The following is a 20,592-nucleotide window of genomic DNA, read 5'->3' on the forward strand; positions in this document are numbered from 1 at the left end:
TGCTCCGTAGGGTGTGGGGCGGTCCGGGGTTGCACGGGCCGCCGGCCGGTCAGGCGGGTGCCAGGCGGTCGTAGAGGGCGCCCAGGTCGGCGGCCACCCGGACGATGTCGTAGTGGCCGACCGCCGGGGGGTGGGGCAGCGGGGCGGTGCTGTGGATGTTGAGGTGGCGCAGGTCGCGCAGCGCGGCGGTGTACGCGGCGGCCTCGGAGGGGATCCGGCGGGCCTGCGGGGCGGCGGCGGGCGGCAGTTCGTCCAGGGCCGGGCAGGCGCTGTGGCGGACCGGGAGACCGGCCGCGAGGCCCTCCAGGACGCCGAGGCCGAAGGTCTCCTCGGTCGAGGGCGCGGCCAGCACGTCCAGGGCGGTGAGGAGTTCGGGCACGTCGTCGCGTTCGCCGGTGAGCACCAGCCGGTCCCGGACGCCGAGCCGGGCGGCCCGGCGCTCCAGGGCGGCGCGCTCCGGGCCCTCGCCGATCAGCACCAGCCGGGTGCCGGAGTCCACCGCGGCCAGGGCCTCCAGCAGGACGTCGAAGCGTTTGCCGGGCACCAGCCGGCCGACCCCGCCGACCACCCAGCTCCCCTGCGGCAGGCCGAGTTCGGCCCGTACCCGGCGGCGCACTGCGGCCCGTTCGGCGTCCGGCCTGCGGTAGCGGGCGGCGTCGATGCCGTTCGGGATCAGCTCGACCCGGGCCGGCGGCACCCCCCACGCGTACAGGGTCTGGGCGACCTGCCGGGAGACCGCGACGGTGGTGGTGCCGAGCCGCTCGGCGGCCAGGTAGAGGCCCTTGACGCCACGGGTGACCGGACGGCCCTCGATCGCCCCGGCGTGCAGCGAGTGCTCGGTGGCCACCACCGCCCGGACCCCGGCGAGCCGGGCCGCCGGCCGTCCGTAGAGCCCGGCCCGGTAGAGGTGGGTGTGGACCAGGTCGTAGCCGCCGGCGCGGATCAGCCGGACCAGCCGGGGCAGCGCGCCGACGTCCCGGTTGCCGCGCATCGCCAGGTGGTGGACGGTCACCCCGTCGGCGCGCAGCGCGTCGGCGACCGTGCCGGGGTTGGTCAGCGCGGCCACCTCGCAGTGCTGGTGCGCGGGCAGATGCCGCAGCAGCAGCTGGAGTTGGCGTTCGGCGCCGCCGGAGGCGAGGCCGGTGACGATGTGCAGCACCCTCACCGGCCGGCCTCCCGGCGGGTGGCGACGCGGCTGCGGCGCAGTTCGGTGACGGTGTCGCGCAGCCGGTGCCGGCCGCGTTTGGCGCGCAGCCGCCAGGCGCCGTCGCGGTCGCCGACGTAGCAGCGGGGCAGGGCGTAGCGGCCGGTCAGCGGGGAGTGGGCGATGGCGCAGGCGTGGTCGTAGCCGGCGTCGCGGACGGCGAGGGTGGCGGGCAGGTCGACGGCGCCGTACGGGTAGCAGAAGCCGGTGACGGGACCGCCGACGACCTCTTCCAGGGCCCGGCGGCTCTCCCTGGTCTGGGCGGCGAGCACCTCGGCGGGCAGGCCGGGCAGGGCCTGGTGGCCGAGACCGTGCGAGCCGATCTCCCAGCCGGTGGCGGCGAGTTCGGCGACCTGCCGGCCGGTGAGCAGCTTCTTGCGCGGGCCCTCGGTGTCCCAGTCGTTGTCCCGGCCGAGCAGGTCGGCGACCACGTACGCGGTGGCGGTGAAGCCGTACGCCTGGAGGATCGGCACGGCGTGCCGGGCGAAGTCGGCGTAGCCGTCGTCGAAGGTGAGGCCGACCAGCCGGTCGCCCCGGCCGGCCGCCCGGGCCCGCAGGAGTTCACGGACCGAGACGCCGCGCCGGCCGCGCCGGTGCAGCCAGTCCATCTGGTCGGCGAACCGCTCGGGGCTGACGGTGAGCCGGTACGGGTCCTCCTGCTCGACGGCCACCGAGTGGTACATCAGGATCCACGGGTGGGGGGCGCCCGGGCCGGGCGGTCCGGCGGCGGGGCGGCGGCTTCTCGGCAGCCTCGCCGAGGGGCGGAGGACGTCGGTGCGCGGCGGGTCGGTGCGCGGGCCCGCCGACGCCGGCAGGACGGAACCGCGTACGCCCGGCCGGGCCGGACGGGCGGAACCCCGTTCAACGTCCATGGGAGGGCTTCCCTTCGTCGACGACAGGTGACGGGTTCAGGGCCCGCACGGCGGCGAGGACCGGGCCGCGCACCTCGCGGGCACCGAGGCCGGTGCCGAGGGCGGCGAAGGCCAGCGCCACGGTGAGGCCCCCGAGCAGGGTCGAGAGCAGCGGGTCGGCGGGGAGCCCGGCGACGGCCGCGCCGGCCGCGGCGGCGCCACCGGCGGCGGCCAGCAGCAGGGCGTGGCCGCCGAGCACCCGCCGCAGCCGCAGCGCGATGCCCCGCAGGACGAGGCCGCGCAGCAGCAGCACGGCGGTGGTGGTGATGCCGGCGGCGTTCCCGGCGGCGAGTCCGAGGGCGCCGAACCGGGGGGTGGTGAGCAGGCCGACCACGGCGGTGACGGCCAGGCCGAGCACCATGGCGGCGGCCGGGAGCCAGTCGAGCAGCCGGCGTCCGCCGTCCTCGGCGCCCGGCTCGCCGGCCCGGCGGACCACCGGACGCAGCGAGAAGTACGGGCGGATCATCACACCGATCAGTGCCTGGGCGGGCAGGCCGAAGCTGTAGACCCGGATCACGGCGGCGGTGGCGGCGGTGTCCCGTGGGCCGAAGGCGCCGCGTTCGAAGAGCAGGGCGACCGTCGAGGGCGCGCAGGCGAGCAGGAAGGCGGTGCCGAGCAGCACGACCGCGGCGGCCTGGCCGAGGTCCTTCTCGACCCGGTCGCGGGCGGCGGCGAGGTCACCGGCCGCGAGCGCGCGGGCGACCAGCGGGAAGGTGACGGTGCAGATCAGGAGGGCGGCCGTCATGGCGAGCTGGGAGACCTTGGCCGCGTAGTTGAGATGCGAGATGGTGCCGGGCGGCAGGGCCGAGCCGAGGAAGCGCTCGATGAAGACCTGGGCCTGGCGGGTCAGGGTGAAGGCGGCCACCGGGAGCAGGGCGAGCGGGATCAGCACCAGCGAGTCGGCGGGGCGCCGGCCGCGGACGGGGCGGCCGGCGCGCAGCCGGCGCAGGAACGGGCCGACCAGCAGCCCGGCCATCAGCAGACTGCCGGCGGCGACGCCGATCGCGGCGGAGCGCACCCCCCAGAACGCCTGACAGCTCAGCAGGACGCCGAGGATGCCGACGTTGTAGGCGACGTAGATCCCGGCGGGGGCGGTGAAACGGTGGTGGGCGCGGAGCGCGGCGGCGAGGTAGCCGGCCACGCCGAACGGCAGCACGGTGAGCGCGGTGATCCGGGTGCAGCTGACGGCCAGCCCGGGGTCGGCCAGGCCGGGGGCGAGGAACTCGACCAGCCGGGGGGCGCCGAGGGCGGTGCCGAGCGAGAGAGTGCTGAGCGCGAGCAGCAGCCAGGGCAGCGTGGAGCGGACCAACTGCCGTACCGGGTCGGGACCTTCGGGGTGCTCCTCGCGCAGCACCAGGGCCAGGGCGAAGGCGGGCACCATGAGGAAGGACATGGCGTCCTCGATCAGCAGCGGCGCGGCGGTCTCCGGGACGGTCCAGGCGACCAGGAAGGCGTCGGTGCCCTGGTTGGCGCCGAAGTAGCGGGCCAGCAGCAGGTCGCGGAGGAGTCCGAGGGCGGAGCCGGCGGCACTGAGCACGGCCGTGACGCCGAAGGCCTTGGCGAGGAAGCCGCGCCGGGGGGCGGTCGCGGCGCCGCCGGGCCGGGCGGGCCCGGCCGGGGCGGCGGGCCCGCCGGCCGGGGCGGTGCGGGGGGCGGGCAGCGCCGGTGTCAGCGCGGGGCGGTCGGTGGTCACCGGGCGACCGCCCCGGGGGTGCCGGCACGGGCGGTGCGGGCGGCGAGGCCGAGGACGACGGAGGTCAGCACGGTGGTGGTGCCGCCGATGTCGGAGTAGAGGTAGTCGACCAGCACCCAGACCAGCAGGGCGAGGGCGCCCAGCCCGGGCCCGCCGCCCGGCCCTCCCGGGTGGCGCAGGCAGCCGATGAGGAGGCCGAGGAAGAGCGCGGTGTAGGCGACGATGCCGATCAGGCCCTGCTCGCTGAGGACCAGGAAGTACATGTTGTGCGGGGAGAGCAGCGGTTCGCGCTGGAAGCCGATGGTGGCGTCGGCGGCGTCGCTGCCGGAGGAGAGCCGCAGCGGGGCGTGGCTGTCGCGCAGCTGCTGGAAGGCCTTGGGCCCGGCGCCGCCGACCGGGTGGTCCTGCCAGATCCGGGTGGCGGTGGTCCACAGGTCGTAGCGGTCGGAGACCGACTGGTCGGGGGCGGCCGAGACGGAGCCGATGCTGCTGAGCCGGTCGGTGACGCCGGAGGCGCCGAGACCGAGGCCGCCGACCAGGACCACGACGGCGGCGAGGCCGAGTACGGCGCTGCGGACGGCGAGCCGGGCATCGGCACGCAGCAGCAGGACGACGGCGGCGGCGCCGGTGGCGATCCAGCTGCCCCGGCTGAACGAGACGGCGAGCGGGAAGACGAGGAAGGCGGCGGCCGCGTACATCGCCCGGCGCAGTCGGCGGTCGCCGCCGGGGCCGCGTTCGCCGAGAGCCAGGGCGAGGGCCGCGAGCAGGCCGAAACCGACCACGGTGGACATCGCCATGATGTCGAGCGCGCCGAAGGTGCCGACGGCCCGGATCGGCCGGCCGGTGTAGGAGGCGCCGGTGCCGGTGAGGTACTGGTGGGCGCCGACGGCGCCCTGGATCAGCGCGGCGGCGACGAAGGAGCCGAGGACCAGCCGCTGGTCGGTGCGGTCGCGCAGGGCGCACAGCACGCCGACGGGCACCAGGACGAACACCTGGGTGAGCCGGACGAAGCCGGTGAGGCTGGTGGCCGGGTCGATCGAGCCGACGGTGGCGACGGCGGCGGCGAACACGATCCCGCCGAACAGCGCGCAGGCGGCCGGGCCGAGCACGGGCGCCCGGCCGCGCAGCAGGTGGACGGCGGTGACCGCGACCAGGGCCAGCGAGGCGAGGTCGGCCGCGGTGATGTGGACGGCGGCGGTGACGTCCTTCTCCCCGGTGGGGACGCAGACCAGCAGCACGGTGGCGGCGGCGAGCAGGCTGGGCCGGGCCGCGAGCACCGCGCCCGCCCGGCGTAAGAGCCGGGCGGGCCCGGGGGCGGCGGAGAGGGTGAGGGCCACGGTGGTCAGCTCCCGTCCGGGTGGAGCATGAGGGCGGCCGTGCGGCAGAGGATCTTGACGTCCTGCCAGAGGCTCCAGCTCTCGATGTAGCGGTTGTCGAAGCGGACCCGGTCCTCGATGGAGGTGTCCCCGCGCAGACCGTTGACCTGGGCGAGGCCGGTCAGGCCGACCGGGACGCGGTGGCGGTCCGCGTACTCGGGGTGGACCTGGCCGAACCGCATGACGAAGTAGGGGCGTTCGGGGCGCGGGCCGACCAGGCTCATGTCGCCGCGCAGGACGTTCCACAGCTGCGGCAGCTCGTCCAGGGAGCTGCGCCGCATCACCTTGCCGACGGCGCCCATCCGGTGGTCCTGGGAGATGTTCCAGCGGGTGGCCGACTCGTGTTCGTTGCTGGGGCGCAGGGTGCGGAACTTGAGGACGGTGAAGACCCGGCCGTCGAGCCCGGTGCGCTGCTGGCGGAAGAGCACGCCGGAGCCGGTGTCGAAGCGGACCGCGAGCGCGCACAGGGTGAGGACGGGGGCGAGGAGGAGCAGGCCGAGGGCGGCGGCGACGACGTCCAGGGCGCGCTTGGCGGCCCAGCCGGGGCGGCGCATCGCCGGGCGGCCGACCCGCAGGCAGGGGAAGCCCCAGAGGTGGTCGCCGCCGGCCGGCCGGCCGGTCTCCAGCGCGCCGTACTCGCGCAGCGCGGGCACCAGCCAGACCTGGCAGCCGAGCCGGGCGGCGTCGCGCAGGGCGGCGGCGGTCTCGGCCTCGTCGGCGGCGCCGGCGGTGGCGACCACGTGGTGCACGCGGTGGCGGCGGACCTCGCGCTCCAGCACCTCGCGGCCGCCGAGCACGGGCAGGTCGGTGCCGCCGGCCAGCAGCGGCGGGTCGGGGTCGAGGAAGCCGACCGGGCGCATCCCGTACTCCAGGCGCTCGCTGAGGGCGGCGGCGACCCGGCGGCCGAGCCGGCCGGCGCCGAGCACCAGGACGGGGCTGGGGCGGCTGCGGCGGATCCGGCGGACCAGGTGGTAGAGCAGGGCGCGGCAGCAGACCGCGAGCAGCAGCTGGGTGCCGAGCAGGACGGTCAGCCGGGCGGGAGTGGCGGGGCCACAGTCGGGCCAGCGGCCGTCGAGGCAGCCGGCCAGGGTCACGGAGAAGGCGGTGGCGACCACGGCCCGGACGGTCAGCGCCGGGAGTTCGTCGAGGACGGAGAGGGTGAGCCGGAGGCGGTAGAGGCCGCCGGCCAGGTTGAGCGTGAGCAGCAGTGGCAGCAGGGCGGCGACGCCGAGCAGTGGCTCGACCCGGACGGCCGGGTCGAGGACGCGGTTGGCGGTGCCGGTGGCGGTGCACAGGGCGAGCGCGTCGACGGTGGCCAGCGCGGCGGGCAGGGCGAGGCGGGAGCGGATCGGCCTGCGGTGGCGGCGGGCCGGGGGTGCGCTGCGGGTGTGGGTTGACCGGGGCGGGCGGTCGAGCAGCCCGATGGCGGGGCGGCGCGGGCCGGCCAGGGACCGGCCGGCCCGCGGCACGCTGTCGTGGTCAATGGTCATCAGCGCACGAACTCCCCTGCTGTGTGCCCGGGGTGACGGCGTCCCGGCACCGGTTGGCCCGGGGCGGCCGTCCCGGCCCGGTGGGCGCGGTCCTGACAACACCTGCTGCCGCTGGCGGCTTTCGGTTCCCTCACGAATTTCCGATGTGAAATCGAAATGAAGCAGGCGAAATCCGACAATACCGAACTTCGGCTTGAATGCCGGAAGTTACCTTGCCGTTTCATTCCAGCCGCCCATTAATAGGTATTTCCGACTTGACGCCTCGCCCTTATCCGGCTGAGGGTGCGAATACGACAGCGCCTGAACGGCGGGGCATTCACGGCATGTGAAACGATCAGATCCGCTCTGGGACACGGGGGCGGCGGCGCCCCGCCGCCGGACCGGCACCCAGCAGGTCCCGATAGAGCGCATCCACCTGTTCGACCACCGAGCGCACGTCATGACGGGCGACGGCGTGCTCGCGCAACCGCGCGCCGCGGCGTTCGCACTCGATCGGATCGGACAATGCTTCGGCCATTCGGGTGGCGAGCGGGGTCACTTCCTCGGGCGGCACCACCGCTTGCTCCCGCTCGGCCGGCGGCAGGCATTCACGGGCCCCCGGCACATCGGTCAGCAGCACCGGGCGGCCGGCCGCCATCGCCTCCAGCGGGGCCAGCGCCATCCCCTCCCAGCGGGACGGCAGCACCACCAGATCGGCCGCCGCCAGCCACGGCCGCGGGTCCGGCACGTCCCCGGCCAGCCGGACCCTGGACGGCCCGGCGGACTCCCGGACGGCGTCGGCCAGCCGGGTCTCGTCCGGCCCGCCGCCGACCAGCGCCAGGCGGGCCCGCGGCACCCGGCGCAGCACCTCGGGCCAGGCGGCGAGCAGCACGTCCTGGCCCTTCTGCCGGCAGAGCCGCCCCACGCAGACGGCCAGCGGGGCGTCCAGCTCCAGCCCGAGCGCGATCCGGGCGGCCCGGCGCTCGGCGGGCGCGTAGTGGCGGACGTCCACCCCGTTGGGCACCACCGCCCAGTCGGCGTGCAGGCCCGCCGCCGCCCCGTCGGCCCGCTCCTGGACGCTGACGCAGAGCAGCCGGTGCGCCCAGCGGGTCGCGTACCGCTCCCAGCGCAGGGTGGCGGCGGCCAGCGCCCCGTCCACGGCCGCGAACGACCAGGCGTGCGGCTGGAAGACGGTCGGCACCGTGCCGCGAATGGCCAGCCGGCCCGCGAGCCCGGCCTTGGAACTGTGCAGATGGACCATGTCGGGCGCGGCCGCCCGGACGATCCGGCGCAGTCTCCAGGCCTCGGCGGCGGTGGCCGGTCCTGGCGAGCGGCGGGCCGGCCAGTCCTGGACCAGCGCGCCGGCGGCGGCGGCCTCCCCGGCCAGCCGGCCGCCTCGCGGACAGGCCACCAGCACCCGGTGGCCGGCCTCGCGCTGACCCCGGACCAGATCGGTGACCACGCGGGCCACTCCACCGTCGACGGGCTGGGAAATGTGAAGGATCGTCATATGCACGGCGGCGAGCCTAGGGTCGCTCCACCGCGCCGGAGGGCCCTAGCCACTCCCAGGGGGCGGCCGTCCACCCGTACGGCTCGAGGCTCGCACGGGTGGTCGAAATCGCCGAATTCCCTTACGAATTCACCCGCCAGGGGCCGGACTCCACGGATCCGGCGGAGCCGGGTGGCGCCGCCGGCTCCGCGGATCGGGCAGACCCCGCGGATTCGGCGGACGCCGATGATTCAGCGGACCTCGGCGGCGAGGTTCGCCAGTACCTGGTCGTGGATCCGGTTCAGACCCTTCGGAGCGAAGGTCCGCTCGAAGAAACCGCCGATACCGCTCGCGCCCTGCCAGGTGGCCGAGACGGTGACCTTCGACCGGCCCTCGCCGGCCGCCGAGACCGTCCAGGTGATCACCATGCTGGAGTTGGCGTCCTTCTCCACCAGCTGGTCGGGCTTCGGCGCCGACACGGTGAACAGGCAGTCCCGCACCCGCTTCTCGGTGGCCTGGAGCCTCCAGTGCACCTGGGTGCCCGCGCCGGTGCCGCCCGCCCGCACCTCGTACTCGCTGTACTGTCCGGGCAGCAGCTTGGGGCGGGTCACCTGGTAGTCGGCCAGCGCCTCGTACACCCGCTCCGGGGCCGCGTCGTAGACCCGCTCGGTGGTGGCCAGCACCTGTCCCATGACCGTGTTCTCCTCGTCTGGTACGTCCGGTTTCACCGGCAAGCCAACCACAGCGGGCGCCGTACGACCGCCCGGGGCTCAGGGCGGTCGTGAGCCCCCGGTCCGCTCTGCCGGGCCGGGCCACCGGCTATGGTGGCCGGTGTGCTCGATCAGGTGACAGCAACGCGCTACGTCGACCCGCTGCGGGCCGGCGGCTCGGTGCCCGGCGTCGTGGAGACCGACGACCTGGGTACCTATGTGGTCAAGTTCACCGGCGCCGCGCAGGGCCGCAAGGCGCTGGTGGCCGAGGTGATCGTCGGGGAGCTCGCCCGGCGGCTCGGTCTGCGGGTGCCCGAGCTGCGGCTGGTCGACTTCGACCCCGCGGTCGCCGAGAGCGAACCCGACACCGAGGTCCAGGACATCCTCAGAGCCAGCGGCGGTCTGAACCTCGGGATGGACCTGCTGCCCGGCGCCCGCGACTTCAGGCCCGGCATGATCCCGGTGGACCCGGCCGAGGCCGGCCGGGTGGTCTGGCTGGACGCCCTCACCGGCAATGTCGACCGCACCGTGCACAACCCCAACCTGATGGTCTGGCACCGGCGGCTCTGGCTGATCGACAACGGCGCCGCGCTGATCTTCCACCACCGCTGGTCCACCGCCGAGGCCGCCGTCGGCAAGCGGTACGACCTCAGCTCCCACGCCCTCGGCGGTTACTCCCCGGACGTCCGGCTGGCCGACGAACAGCTCGGCCCGCTGGTCACCGCCGGGCTGCTGACGGAGGTGCTGGCGGTCGTCCCCGACGAGTGGCTGGCGGACGAGCCGGGCTTCGACTCGGTGGACGCGCTGCGCCAGGCGTACGTCGCGCATCTGGCCGCGCGCGCGGCGCTCTCCTCCGCGTGGCTGCCGGACGGCTTCGCCACGCCCGAGCAGCTGCGCGAGGCCGACCTCCGGCGGACCGCCCGGGCCAGGGCCGGCCGGCCCGCCTGGCTCCAGGAGGTCCCCGACCTGCACGGAAAGCCGTCCGTCGAGACGGCCTGGAACCAGCACGTCGAATGACCCGGGGGTAGCAAGAAGGTGGGGAACGGGACCTGGGTCCCGCTCCCCACCTCACTGTTGGTTCAGCCGGTCCGGCGGACGGCCGGTCGGCCGGTCAGCGTGCGAGCCGGTCGGCACGTGAGCGCCTCAGGGCGTCACCGCCACCACTGGACCGCCTTCTCGGCGTTGATGATGCCCGCGCCGTAGAAGCCGTTGTCGTTCGCGCCGCCCTCACAGGTGGCGGCGTAGACGCCGGTGCCACCCGGGTTGAACGGGGCCGACGGGCAGGCGTGCGACTCGGCCTGGTTGGTCAGCAGCTCGGTGAGCTCCTCCGGGTTCGCCCACGGGTGGGTGCTGGCGAGCAGCGCGACCACGCCGGCGGTGTGCGGGGAGGCCATCGAGGTGCCCTGCATGTAGCCGTACTTGCCACCGGGGATGGTGGAGAGGATGCGGCCGTTCTTGTCCGGGGTGTCCGGGATCTGGTAGAGCCGGTCACCGCCCGGGGCGGCCACGGTCACCTTGTGCTTGCCGTAGCTGGAGTAGTAGGACTTGTCGCCCTTGACGCCCACCGAGGAGACGGCGATGACGCCGTCCAGCTCGGTCGGCAGGTTGAGGCAGTCCTTGGTGATCGGACGGGTGCCGGGGGTGGTGTCGTCCGGGCTGCTGACGTCGGTGGTCTTGTGCGCCAGGTCGATGTTCTCGTTGCCCGCGGCGGCCACGTTCAGGACGCCCTTGCGCTGCGAGAACTCGACCGCGCGGCGGACGGCGGTGGTGATCGCCGCCTGGTCCGCGTCGTTCTGGCAGTTGAACATCCACGGGTCGACGTAGTAGCTGTTGTTGGTGACCTTGAACTTGTGCTCACCGGCCCAGACGAAGCCGCAGATGGCGTACTCCGGGTAGATGAAGCCGCCCTCGTCGACGACCTTGACCGCGGCCAGCTTGACGTTCGGGGCCACGCCGACGACGCCCTTGCCGTTCTTGGCGGCGGCGATGGTGCCGGCCACGTGGGTGCCGTGGTCGCTGCTGGTCGGCTGCCAGGCGTTCCAGTCGGTGTTCGGCTTGCCGCCGTCGATGCAGGAGACCGACTGCGAGGCGTCCACGTTGGGTGCCAGGTCCTCGTGCAGCGCGTCGATGCCGGAGTCCAGCACGCCGACGGTGACGTTGCGGCTGCCGAGGGATATCTTGTGCGCCTTGTCCGCACCGATCTGGCGCATGTCCCACTGGTTGGCCTCAAGGGGCTCCTGGCCGGGGGCGGGCGCGGCGGTCGGCTCGGCGGCCACCTCGGCCTTCTGCGAGTCGGCGGCGGTGATGCCCTTGGTACGGCTGGCACCGACCGACTCGACGCCCTTCGCCTGCCGCAGCTTGGCGGCGAACTGGGTGTCGTTCGAGCGGGCGATCACCACACCGATCTGCTCGTACGAGTAGACCACCGTGCCGCCGAGCGCGCTGACGGCCTTCTCGACCTTCTGCACCTGGCCGTGGTTGGCCTTGGTGTTGACGACGTAGCTGAGCAGAGGCCCGGTCGTCGGCTCGGCCCCGGCGGCCGCGACGGCGGTGCCTGCCGGCAGCGCGAGGGCGCCGGCGGTGGCGAGAACGAGGCCCACCGCGGCGTACCGGGTCCGGCTGATCCGAGGAACACTCATAGGGGTTGGCCCTCCCGAGTCGTCATGCAGCTGCGGTTGGCAGGTGCACTGGAATGATCGGGACGCTAGTGAACAAGCGTTGCAATCCGCAAGAGGTAGACATCTAATCGTCACAAGTCGGCCATCTGCGGAAGTTAAGACTCCGCTGTTGACGGCCGCGACGAAAGGTTCAGACCATCGGACTGTCAATCACATGAGCCCGGGCGTGTCGAGAGGGGGGAGTCAGCCCCGGACGGACGGCTGCCCGGGAACCGCCGACCGGATCAAAGGCCGTACAGGCAACGGGCGTTGTCCGCGGCGACCTGCCGGGCGAGGCGCTGCGCGTCCGCCGCCGAGCAGGCGCCGTCGGCCCGCCAGCCGGCCAGCAGGGCACCCAGGCCGTGCCGGAACTGGGCCGCGCCGACCAGGTACAGCTCCGGCAGCCCGTAGGCGTCGGTGGAGAACAACAGTTTGCCGAACGGTGCCAGCTCCAGCATCTCGCCGAGCACCGCCGCCGCGCGCGGCCCGACGTAGGAGGCCGTCAGCCCGAGATCGGTGTAGACCCGGGGGAACGCCTGGGCCAGCCAGGCCGCCTGCCGGTGGTACGGATAGCCGTGCAGCAGCACCAGCGGGACGCCGCTCGGCTCGGCGGCCCGGACGAAGTCGGTCAGCAGGGACGGGTCGGCCCGGTGCAGGGTGAGGTCCGGATCGCCGAAGCCGGTGTGCAGTTGGAGCGGCAGACCGAGGTCCGCGCAGACCTCCAGGGCCGTCCAGAGCAGGTGGTGCAGCAGCACCGGATCGGTCAGCCGGCCGCGCCCCGCCCGCAGCCACTCCCCCGCGGCGGCGACCACCGCCGCCGGGGCGGGCCGCTCGGCGGGCACCGCGAGACCGTACCGGTAGGCGAGCACCGACTTGACCGCCACCGCACCGGCGGCGGCCGCCGCCAGCGCCTCCCGTACCGCGAGCGGCCAGGCCTGCGCCGTCGCCGAGACCGCCTGGGCCACCGACTCCAGCCGCACCACCTCGCGCACCCGGGCGCCGGCCGCCTCGGCGAACTCGCTGAGCGGGAGCAGCTGGTGGCCGGCCGCCGTGGTCAGCCCGGTGTCCACCAGGCAGGTGTCCAGCGCGGCGGCCGCGAGCAGCCGCCGGGTGGCCTCGGGAGCGCCGAGCTCGCGCCGCCGGGCCAGGTAGTCGGCGGCCGGGGCGTGGCAGGGCAGCCCGAGCGCGGGCGGGCACCAGCGCCGGACCGCCAGGCCGAGTGCGCTGTCGAACGGCGAGGTGCCGGGGGCGGGCGGCCGGTCGGACTCGGTGAGCAGCCCGGCCAGGGCGTCGTCGGCCAGATCGGCCACCACCACGCTGTGGCAGTGGTGGTCGAGCAGCGCCGGGACATCCAGCGAGTCCACCGGTCAGTACCGCCAGCGGGTGGCCGCGGCCAGCTGCTCGGGGGTGGCCGCGGCGTACTGCTCGCTCTCGGCCCGGCGGACGGCCAGCACCGCCTCGTACAGCGGCTCACCGAGCGCCTCGCGGAGCACCGCCGACTTCTCGTACGCCGCGATCGCCTCGGCCGGGCTCGCGGGCAGCCGGGGCACCGTGCCGGGCGCGGCCTCGGCCGGATCACCGGTGAACTCCGGTGGCAGCGCGAGCCGTTGGTCCAGCCCTGCGAGGCCGGTGGCGAGCACCGCGCCGACCGCCAGGTACGGATTGGCGGTGGCGTCGAAGCACTTGACCTCGGCGTTGGCCGCGGTGGCCCGCTCGCCGGAGGAGCCGGTGATCAGCCGCAGGGCGGCCTCGCGGTTCTCCAGACCCCAGCACTGGTAGGCGCCGGCCCAGTGCGAGGGCACCAGCCGCAGATAGCCGGCGGGGCTGGAGGAGCCGAGCACCAGCAGCTCGGGCAGCGCGCCGAGCACCCCGGCGAGGAAGCCCTCGGCCTCCACCGTCAGCCCGTGCGGTCCGGCGCCGCCCCGGCCGAGGTTCCGCCCGTCGCGCCAGAGGCTGAGGTGGAGGTGGCCGCCGTTGCCGACCGCGCCGGGCTCGACCACGGGAGCGAAGGAGACCCGCAGGCCGTGCCGGGCGGAGACGGCCCGCACGGTGTGCCGGACCAGCACGGAGGCGTCGGCCGCGCCGACCGGGCCCTCGGGGGCGACCGACACCTCGAACTGGCCCGGGGAGTACTCGGGGTGGATCTGCAGCACCGTCAGGCCCTGCTCGCCGAGGGCGCGCAGCACGTCCCCGAGGTAGTCGGAGAGGTCGGTCAGGCGGTGCATGCCGTAGGCCGGGCCGTCCGTCGGGTAGCGCAGGCCCTCCTGGGGCGCTCCGGCGCGGGCGACCACCCACTCGACCTCGATGCCGGCCTTGAGACTCAGGCCGCGCGCGGCCGCGGCGGCCTCCATCCGGCGGGCGAACAGCCGCTGGCACCCGGGGTGCGGGTCCCCCGTCTGCGTGTACCTCTCCCCCGGCGCCCAGGCCCAGCCGGGCTGGGCGGCCAGCGGGACGATCCGGTCGAGGGCCGGGTAGAGCCGCAGATCACCCGTCGGGCCGCCGATGATCCGGCTGGTGGTGATCGTGTCGTCGGCCAGGAAGACGTCGAAGCAGGGCGCGGTGCCGACGCCCCACTGCGCGGCGTGCACCAGCCCACCGAGCGGGACGGCCTTCACCCGGGTGATGCCCGCGTTGTCCACCCAGGTGACGGCCACCGCGTCCACCCCGGCCACGCGCAGCCGCTCGGCGGCCGCCTCCGCCCGCTCGCCGCGCTCGGCGCGCGGCGGCAGGGCGACGGCGCCGAGGTGGCCGCCGAGGCCGGTGGCGGGCGGCTCGGCGGGGCCCGCGGCAACGGTTCCGGTGCTCATGCCCCCATGCTGCCGGGCCTGTTGACCCCGGGGAATTCCTCTATCGGGTGATTGGAGTGGACGCCTGTCCGCCCATTCACTCGTCCGGGTTGAACAGGGCCACCAAGTCCCCTGCGGTGAGCCGCTCCACGGTGTCGGGCGCGGCGTCCGACGGGCCCGGGTACAGCCGGTAGGCGGCGCCGGTGAGGCCCGCGGGGACGGGCACATCGGCGTGCACCAGCGCGGTGAACGCCCGGGCGCCGGTGAGCCGTTCGGCGAGCAGCCGGACGGTGTCGTCGGCCGGCCCGTCGGTCCGGTCGTCGGGCTCGTGCCGGGCGCGCAGCCGCTCGGCGAAGGCCGCCACCGGCTCGCCCCCGGCCCGGCGGTAGGCGCTCAGCGCGGTGCCGGTGCGGCCGCGGACCAGGACCTCGTCGGTACGGGCGGCGGCGGTGGCGCAGGCGAGGTCCCAGAGCGTGGCGCGGGAGCCCCCGGCGAAGTGCGCCAGCACGTCGGCGGCGAGCACGCCGATCCGGTCCCGGTGCCGCCAGACGTTGTGGAAGCCGCCCGAGGCACTGGTGTTGAGGTCCGTCCAGACGTACTCGCGCTGGGTCAGGTCGACGATCATCGGGACACAGACCCTGGCGTCGCCGGCCAGGTCGAGGCGCTGGCGGACGTCCTTCGGCCGGAAGCTGCTCCGGCGGTACTTCGCGGTCTCGGTGGCGTCAAGGTCCAGGAAACCGGCGAAGGCGTCGGTGAGGTCCTCGAAGGGGACGTCGTTGTAGCTGAAGACGATCGTCACCGCGTAGCGCGCCCCGGCCGCGGCCAGCACGAGCAGGTCGAGGTCGACGAACTCGGTGGCGCCGTGCGGCGGCGGGGCCGAGGTGAGGTCGCCCGAGTGCACCGCCGCGCGCGGGCCGTGCACCAGGTGGGTGTAGTCGCAGAGGCCGACGAACCGCCACTGGTCGTCGTAGAGGGCGACCGACAGATCCAGGTCGACGCGTTGGCGCGGGGTCTGCATCCAGTGCAGGAAGAGCCGCACCCGCCGGCCGTCCGGGAGCCGTTGCACGCTGCCGCGCGGCAGCGCCACCAGCGTTTTGGCGCTGGCCCGTTCGGCGAACGGGACGACCAGGTCGGCCAGGCCCTCGTCCAGCACCGCGAGGTCGAGGCGCTCGTGCGCACCCGCCCGGCGCAGCAGTTCGGCCTCGATCAGGGCGCAGACCGGTGCGCTGAGGGCGGCCGGGACGACGGTGCCCCAGTCGTCGCGGGCGTGGGCCAGCGAGACCCGGCCGCGCGGGAAGTACAGCCGGCGCTCGCCGAGTTCACGCGGGGCGCGCAGCCGACCGTACGCGCCGAGCAGCGGGCCGGGCGCGACCTTGCGCAGCGCGCCCGGCAGCGCCCCGGCGAGCGCGGCGGGCAGCGGTTCGGCCGGGCTCCAGGTGGCGTGCACCCGCAGCAGGTGGTGCAGTCGGCGGACCAGCTCGCCCGGGCGGGCGGTCAGCAGCCGGACGGCGGCGGGCACGTCACCGACGGCGAGGGCCTGTTCGACCCGGCCCGCGAAGGTGGTGACGGCCAGCCTGGTGTGGCCGCCCGGGGTCTCGGCGACCCGCAGCGGCGCGGGCGCGTCGCGCAGTTCGGCGCCGAGGCCGTGCAGGTCGAGGTCGCTCTGCCGGAGCACGGCGAACGCGGCGGCGGCGTACGGGAAGCGGGCCCGGTGCTCGTAGGGGTGCAGCAGTTCGCCGGCCCGCAGCCAGGCGGACCGGTGGCGGCCGAGGTCCTCGGCCAGGGTGCCGAGCGGCAACGCGTCGAGGGCGGCGAGCAGTTCGCGGCGGAGCGGGCGGGGCAGGTTGCGCAGCCGCAGGCCCTTGGCGGTGGCGGGCAGCAGGTCGGGCTCGGCGCCGGACCAGGCCCAGATCAGCCGCAGTACGTCGGTGGCGGTGGTGAGGCGGTCGGCGAGCAGTGGGCGGGCGGTGGCCTGGTCGCGGTGGAGCAGGGCGGCCAGGACGCTCGCGCGGCTCTCCCGGACGGGGATGTCGACGGGCAGCCAGTCGGCCGGATCGGCGGGGGCGTGGTCGAGCAGCAGGGCGAGGTCTTCGCGGTCCTGCGGGTCGAGCGGGGTGCGGCGCCCGAGCAGCCGGGCCAGTTCGGCGGCGGCCACGGCGGCCGGGTCGGCGCCCTCGGCGAGGCGCAGCGGGCGCAGCAGGCTGTCGCGGGGGTGCTCGCGGGCTGCGTTGCGGACGGCCTTGGCGTCCAGCGGGAGGTGGCGTTCCCCGTCGACCGGGGTGCTGCAGAGCAGGCATCGCGCCCCGCGCGGCCAGAGGGCCTCGGCGTCCTGGTAGCAGTCGTCGCAGAGCAGGTGGGCACAGGGCGCGAGGGCGCCGATGCCGACCTCGGCGCCGGTGCGGTCGCACCAGGAGCAGGGCTGGTTCGGCTGGTTGAGCAGGAAGGCGCGGATGTGCGCGGAGTAGGTGGCGTGCGCGTGGGCCGGGACCGTCTCCGGGAAGCGGCGGAACAGCGGCTGGTGCTTGCGGTCGGCGCCGAGCAGGGCGTCGATCCGGCGCAGCAGTTCCGCTCCGGCGTCGGCCAGGGCGGCCGGGCGGAGCCGTCCGAGCGCGGCGCGCAGCGGCCCGGTCAGCAGGAAGCCGCGCTGCGCGAGGTCGGCCTCCAGGGCGATCAGCCCCGACGCGTTGGAGGGGTCCGGCTCTCCCGGGGCCGCCCCGGCGGCGACCACGACCGTCCCGTGCCGGCGCAGCAGGTACGCGTCCAGACCGGTGTCGGGCGTGGCGGTGCTCTGCTTCTTCACTGGTGTCCCCCGGGGATATGACGAAGCGGGGGCGGAGAGTGGGCGCACTCGGATTCATTGTAAGAGATGAGAGGAGAAGGAAGCACGCCGCGGAGCCGCCCCCGCACCGCCACCCTAGCGAAGCCCCCGCCCGGCGCCGAACGGATTTCCGGTTCGGTCCCCCCACCCCCTTCCTACTGGCGAGTAGCTTCGCTACAGTGTCCGCACGCACCACCGCCGGGCTTCGGGAGCCGCACCGGCGGGGTCGTCGGCCGGCGCGCGGGATCGTGCGGTACGGGCGGCGGCGGGCGGTGCGTCTTTCACCGGTCCGTGCCGCGATGGGCGGCGGGCCGGGTTTCCTCCTCGTATCAGCGCCGCTTCCTTCACCTTTGAGCGCCTGAGTACCACGGCACACCCGCGGCACGGCCGGAGCGGACCGGCGGCTGCGCCGGTGGGCCGCAACCGTCATCTCCCCAGCCCCGCGCGCGAACCCTCCTCCGGCGGCGGCCGTCCCCGGTGTACGGGCGCGGCGGCGCGCCCGCCGGAGCGCGCGGGCCCTTCATGACAAGGAGTCAGGACAGATGGAGCGTCCCTTTCCCACGGTCGCCGTGGTCGGCCTCGGCACGATGGGTGCCGGTGTCGCGGTCGCGGCCGCGAAGAGCGGCCGCCGGGTGATCGGCATCGAGGCCACCGCGGACTCGGCCGCCCGGGCGCTGGCCCGGATCGAGGAGGCGACCGCCCACGCGGTGGCCCGTGCGCGGATCACCGCCGAGGAGCGGGCCGCGCTGCTCGCGCTGATCTCGGTGGGCCACGCGCTGGAGGCCGCCGCGGCGGCGGACCTGGTGATCGAGGAGGTCCCCGAGCAACTGGAGCTGAAGCGGGAGCTGTTCGCCGCACTGGACCGGATCTGCCCGGCGGAGACGGTGCTGGCCACCGGCACCACCGCCCTGTCGGTGACCCGGATCGCCGCCGCCACCACCCGCCCGGAGCGGGTGCTGGGGCTGCACTTCTTCAACCCGGTGCACACCATGAAGCTGGTCGAGGTGGTCCGCACCGTGCTGACCGCCCCGCAGGTGGCCGAGGACGCCGCCGCGTTCTCCCGCGACCTGGGCAAGGAGCCGGTGGCGGCGGGCGACCGGGCCGGCTTCGTGGTGAACGGGCTGCTCTTCGCCTATCTGAACCAGGCCGCCGCGATGTACGAGTCCCGGTACGCCACCCAGGAGGACATCGACGCCGCGATGCGGCTCGGCTGCGGCCTGCCGATGGGCCCGCTGGCGCTGCTCGACCTGATCGGCGTGGACACCGCCCGCACCGTGCTGGAGGCGATGTACGAGCAGTCCAGGGACCGGCTGCACGCGCCCGCGCCGATCCTCGGCCAGCTGGTGGCGGCCGGGCTGCTGGGCCGCAAGACCGGCCGCGGCTTCTACACCTACGAGGCGCCGGGCTCGTCCAGGACGGTCGACGCGGCGACCGCCGGCACCGCGGCGCGGGTGCCGGGCCGGGAGGTGCGCGACGTCGGAGTCTGCGGCTCGGGCACCATGGCCACCGGCATCGCCGAGGTGTTCGCCAAGGCCGGGTACCCGGTGCTGCTGGCCGCCCGCGGCCAGGAGAAGGCCGACCGGGCCAAGGCGCGGCTCGCCGGGTCGCTGGAGCGCTCGGTCTCCCGGGGCCGGCTGACGGCGGACCAGCGGGACGCGGCGCTGGCGCTGGTGACACCGGTCGACCGGTACACCGAGCTGGCCGGGGTGGACCTGGTGGTCGAGGCGGTGGCCGAGGACCTGGCGGTCAAGCGCGAGCTGTTCGCCACCCTGGACAAGATCGTCAAGCCCGGCGCGGTGCTCGCCACCACCACCTCCTCGCTGCCGGTGATCAGCTGCGCCACGGCCACCTCGCGGCCGCAGGACGTGATCGGGATGCACTTCTTCAACCCGGCGCCGGCGATGCGGCTGGTCGAGGTGGTCTCCACGGTGCTGACCGCGCCGGACGTCACCACGACCGTGCTGGAGCTGTGCGCGGCGGTGCGCAAGCACCCCGTGGAGTGCGGCGACCGGGCCGGGTTCATCGTGAACGCGCTGCTCTTCCCGTACCTGAACGACGCGGTGCGGATGCTGCAGGAGCACTACGCGACGGTGGACGACATCGACACCGCGATGAAGCTGGGCTGCGGCTATCCGATGGGTCCGTTCGAACTGCTGGACGTGGTCGGCCTGGACGTCTCGCTGACCATCGAGCAGGTGCTGCACCAGGAGTTCCGCGAGCCGGGTCTGGCGGCGGCGCCGCTGCTGGAGCACCTGGTGGCGGCCGGCTGCCTGGGCCGCAAGACCGGCCGCGGCTTCCGCGACCACGCGCGCCGGTGACCGCGCCGTCGACCGGGGGCGCCGGGCCCCGCGGCGCGGTGCCGCACGGGTCCCCGCCGCCCGGCTGGAGCCCCGGGGCGGTGGCCGCCCGGTGGCCGAGACCGGCCGTGACCGGCCCGGTTCCGCCGGTGCGCCGGGGAAGGCCGGCCACCCCGGCGTCGGGGACGTGTAGCGTTCCGGACATGGATCGGGTTCAGTCAGCCTCCCCACAGCACGCCGCCGTACCGCGCGGCGCCGACCGGCCGGCCGGGTCCGGCCCCGCCGTCCCCGACACCGGCCCGGGCAGCCGCCGGGCGGCCGCGCAGCGCCAGCAGATGCGCCAGGACCTGGCGACGGCGGCGATGGAGCTGTTCGCCTCGCAGGGCTACGAGGAGACCACGGTCGATCAGATCGCGGCGGCCGCCGGGGTGGCCCGACGCACCTTCTTCCGGTACTTCCGGTCCAAGGAGGAGGCGATCTTCCCGGACCACGACGACACCCTGGTCCGGGTGGCCGACCTGCTGGCCAGCGCCGAGCCCGAGGAGCACCCGCTGGACGTGGTCTGCCGGGGCATCAAGGAGGTGCTGCGGATGTACGCCTCCACCCCCTCGGTGTCGGTCGCGCGGTACCAGCTGATCCGTCAGGTCCCGGCGCTGCGCGAGCGGGAGATCGCGGTGGTGGCCCGGTACGAGCGGTTGTTCACCCGCTATCTGCTGGGGCGGTTCGACACCCGCGAGTCCATCCCGTCGGGCTGGCAGCGCGGCGGTGAGGACGACTCGATGCTGGCCGAGGTCTCGGCGGCGGCGGTCGTGGCGGCGCACAACCACGTGCTGCGGCGCTGGCTGCGGGCCGGCGGGCGGGGGGACGTGGAGGCGCAGCTGGACCACTCCTTCGAGGTGATCCGGCGGACCTTCTGGGCCGCCTCGGAGCCCGGCCCGCGACGGCGTGGGTCGCTGGTGGCACCCGGTGCCAGTGCGACGCCGCTGGAGACGGCGGCCCGGAGCGCACTGAGTGCCAGCCCCGGAGGTGAGGTGCTCATCACAGTGGCCAGGACGGACGCCCCGCTGGACGTGGTGGTGGACAGCATCAGGGCTGCGCTGATCAGCGCCAAGGAGGCCTGAGCAGCAGCGTCTTCGCAGGTCGAAGCGGTTTCACAGGGCTTTGGGGGCCCGCGCCGGAGGG

At 75.1% G+C, this 20,592-nt stretch carries 14 protein-coding genes; 3 read left to right on the top strand and 11 right to left on the bottom strand.

The window, feature by feature from the left end; translation table 11 throughout:
- Positions 1-49 precede the first annotated feature (49 nt).
- The 7 genes from ACIQIB_RS12400 to ACIQIB_RS12430 form a co-directional block, all read right to left on the bottom strand.
- The gene (locus ACIQIB_RS12400) at positions 50-1,165 is read right to left on the bottom strand and encodes a glycosyltransferase (protein WP_363607957.1); all 1,116 of its coding nucleotides are present in this window, start codon (positions 1,163-1,165) and stop codon (positions 50-52) included.
- The gene (locus tag ACIQIB_RS12405; protein WP_400757761.1) at positions 1,162-2,076 is read right to left on the bottom strand and encodes a polysaccharide deacetylase family protein; all 915 of its coding nucleotides are present in this window, start codon (positions 2,074-2,076) and stop codon (positions 1,162-1,164) included. The genes ACIQIB_RS12400 and ACIQIB_RS12405 overlap by 4 nt, the downstream gene beginning before the upstream one ends.
- On the bottom strand, positions 2,066-3,808 hold the full coding sequence (locus tag ACIQIB_RS12410; RefSeq protein ID WP_400757762.1) for a lipid II flippase MurJ: 1,743 nt from the start codon (positions 3,806-3,808) through the stop codon (positions 2,066-2,068). Before ACIQIB_RS12410 ends, ACIQIB_RS12405 begins: the two co-directional genes overlap by 11 nt.
- Positions 3,805-5,145 (bottom strand): O-antigen ligase family protein, encoded by a 1,341-nt coding sequence (locus tag ACIQIB_RS12415; RefSeq protein WP_400757763.1) that lies wholly within the window; start codon positions 5,143-5,145, stop codon positions 3,805-3,807. Before ACIQIB_RS12415 ends, ACIQIB_RS12410 begins: the two co-directional genes overlap by 4 nt.
- 5 nt (positions 5,146-5,150) lie before the next feature.
- Entirely contained in the window at positions 5,151-6,674 is a 1,524-nt protein-coding gene (locus ACIQIB_RS12420) for an exopolysaccharide biosynthesis polyprenyl glycosylphosphotransferase (RefSeq protein WP_400757764.1), read from the bottom strand.
- A gap of 334 nt (positions 6,675-7,008) precedes the next feature.
- Positions 7,009-8,163: a glycosyltransferase gene (locus tag ACIQIB_RS12425; protein WP_363607961.1), complete on the bottom strand. Its 1,155-nt coding sequence runs from the start codon at positions 8,161-8,163 to the stop codon at positions 7,009-7,011.
- Between the two features lie 230 nt (positions 8,164-8,393).
- Positions 8,394-8,834, bottom strand: a complete 441-nt coding sequence (locus ACIQIB_RS12430; protein ID WP_363607962.1) for an SRPBCC family protein — start codon at positions 8,832-8,834, stop codon at positions 8,394-8,396.
- Between the two features lie 141 nt (positions 8,835-8,975).
- Here ACIQIB_RS12430 and ACIQIB_RS12435 point away from each other — a divergent pair, with 141 nt between their 5' ends.
- A complete protein-coding gene (locus tag ACIQIB_RS12435) occupies positions 8,976-9,869 on the top strand; it encodes a HipA family kinase (RefSeq protein ID WP_363607963.1) in 894 nt (297 codons plus the stop codon).
- Positions 9,870-10,003: 134 nt separating this feature from the next.
- Here the strand turns inward: ACIQIB_RS12435 and ACIQIB_RS12440 are convergent, their stop codons facing one another.
- From ACIQIB_RS12440 to ACIQIB_RS12455, 4 genes are all read right to left on the bottom strand, one after another.
- A complete protein-coding gene (locus ACIQIB_RS12440) occupies positions 10,004-11,491 on the bottom strand; it encodes a S8 family serine peptidase (protein ID WP_363607964.1) in 1,488 nt (495 codons plus the stop codon).
- A gap of 263 nt (positions 11,492-11,754) precedes the next feature.
- The gene (locus ACIQIB_RS12445) at positions 11,755-12,873 is read right to left on the bottom strand and encodes an amidohydrolase family protein (protein WP_400757765.1); all 1,119 of its coding nucleotides are present in this window, start codon (positions 12,871-12,873) and stop codon (positions 11,755-11,757) included.
- 3 nt (positions 12,874-12,876) lie between these two features.
- Positions 12,877-14,316 (bottom strand): glutamine synthetase family protein, encoded by a 1,440-nt coding sequence (locus ACIQIB_RS12450; protein WP_363607966.1) that lies wholly within the window; start codon positions 14,314-14,316, stop codon positions 12,877-12,879.
- Between the two features lie 76 nt (positions 14,317-14,392).
- Entirely contained in the window at positions 14,393-17,095 is a 2,703-nt protein-coding gene (locus tag ACIQIB_RS12455) for an MXAN_6230/SCO0854 family RING domain-containing protein (protein WP_400757766.1), read from the bottom strand.
- A gap of 560 nt (positions 17,096-17,655) precedes the next feature.
- Here ACIQIB_RS12455 and ACIQIB_RS12460 point away from each other — a divergent pair.
- Positions 17,656-19,431, top strand: a complete 1,776-nt coding sequence (locus ACIQIB_RS12460) for a 3-hydroxyacyl-CoA dehydrogenase family protein (RefSeq protein ID WP_400757767.1) — start codon at positions 17,656-17,658, stop codon at positions 19,429-19,431.
- 182 nt (positions 19,432-19,613) lie between these two features.
- Complete coding sequence (locus ACIQIB_RS12465) at positions 19,614-20,531, top strand: TetR family transcriptional regulator (protein ID WP_363607969.1); 918 nt, start codon at positions 19,614-19,616, stop codon at positions 20,529-20,531.
- The last annotated feature ends 61 nt before the right edge of the window (positions 20,532-20,592 follow it).

This window comes from Kitasatospora sp. NPDC092286, from assembly GCF_044755565.1.
Taxonomy (GTDB): domain Bacteria; phylum Actinomycetota; class Actinomycetes; order Streptomycetales; family Streptomycetaceae; genus Kitasatospora.

What these genes read in the sequence shown, in the direction of transcription:
- ACIQIB_RS12405 (WP_400757761.1), bottom strand. Translation starts at nt 2,076, where the DNA reads ATGGACGTTGAACGGGGTTCCGCCCGTCCGGCCCGGCCGGGCGTACGC.
- ACIQIB_RS12420 (WP_400757764.1), bottom strand. Translation starts at nt 6,674, where the DNA reads ATGACCATTGACCACGACAGCGTGCCGCGGGCCGGCCGGTCCCTGGCC.
- ACIQIB_RS12425 (WP_363607961.1), bottom strand. Translation starts at nt 8,163, where the DNA reads ATGACGATCCTTCACATTTCCCAGCCCGTCGACGGTGGAGTGGCCCGC.
- ACIQIB_RS12430 (WP_363607962.1), bottom strand. Translation starts at nt 8,834, where the DNA reads ATGGGACAGGTGCTGGCCACCACCGAGCGGGTCTACGACGCGGCCCCG.
- ACIQIB_RS12440 (WP_363607964.1), bottom strand. Translation starts at nt 11,491, where the DNA reads ATGAGTGTTCCTCGGATCAGCCGGACCCGGTACGCCGCGGTGGGCCTC.
- ACIQIB_RS12450 (WP_363607966.1), bottom strand. Translation starts at nt 14,316, where the DNA reads ATGAGCACCGGAACCGTTGCCGCGGGCCCCGCCGAGCCGCCCGCCACC.
- ACIQIB_RS12460 (WP_400757767.1), top strand. Translation starts at nt 17,656, where the DNA reads ATGGAGCGTCCCTTTCCCACGGTCGCCGTGGTCGGCCTCGGCACGATG.
- ACIQIB_RS12465 (WP_363607969.1), top strand. Translation starts at nt 19,614, where the DNA reads ATGGATCGGGTTCAGTCAGCCTCCCCACAGCACGCCGCCGTACCGCGC.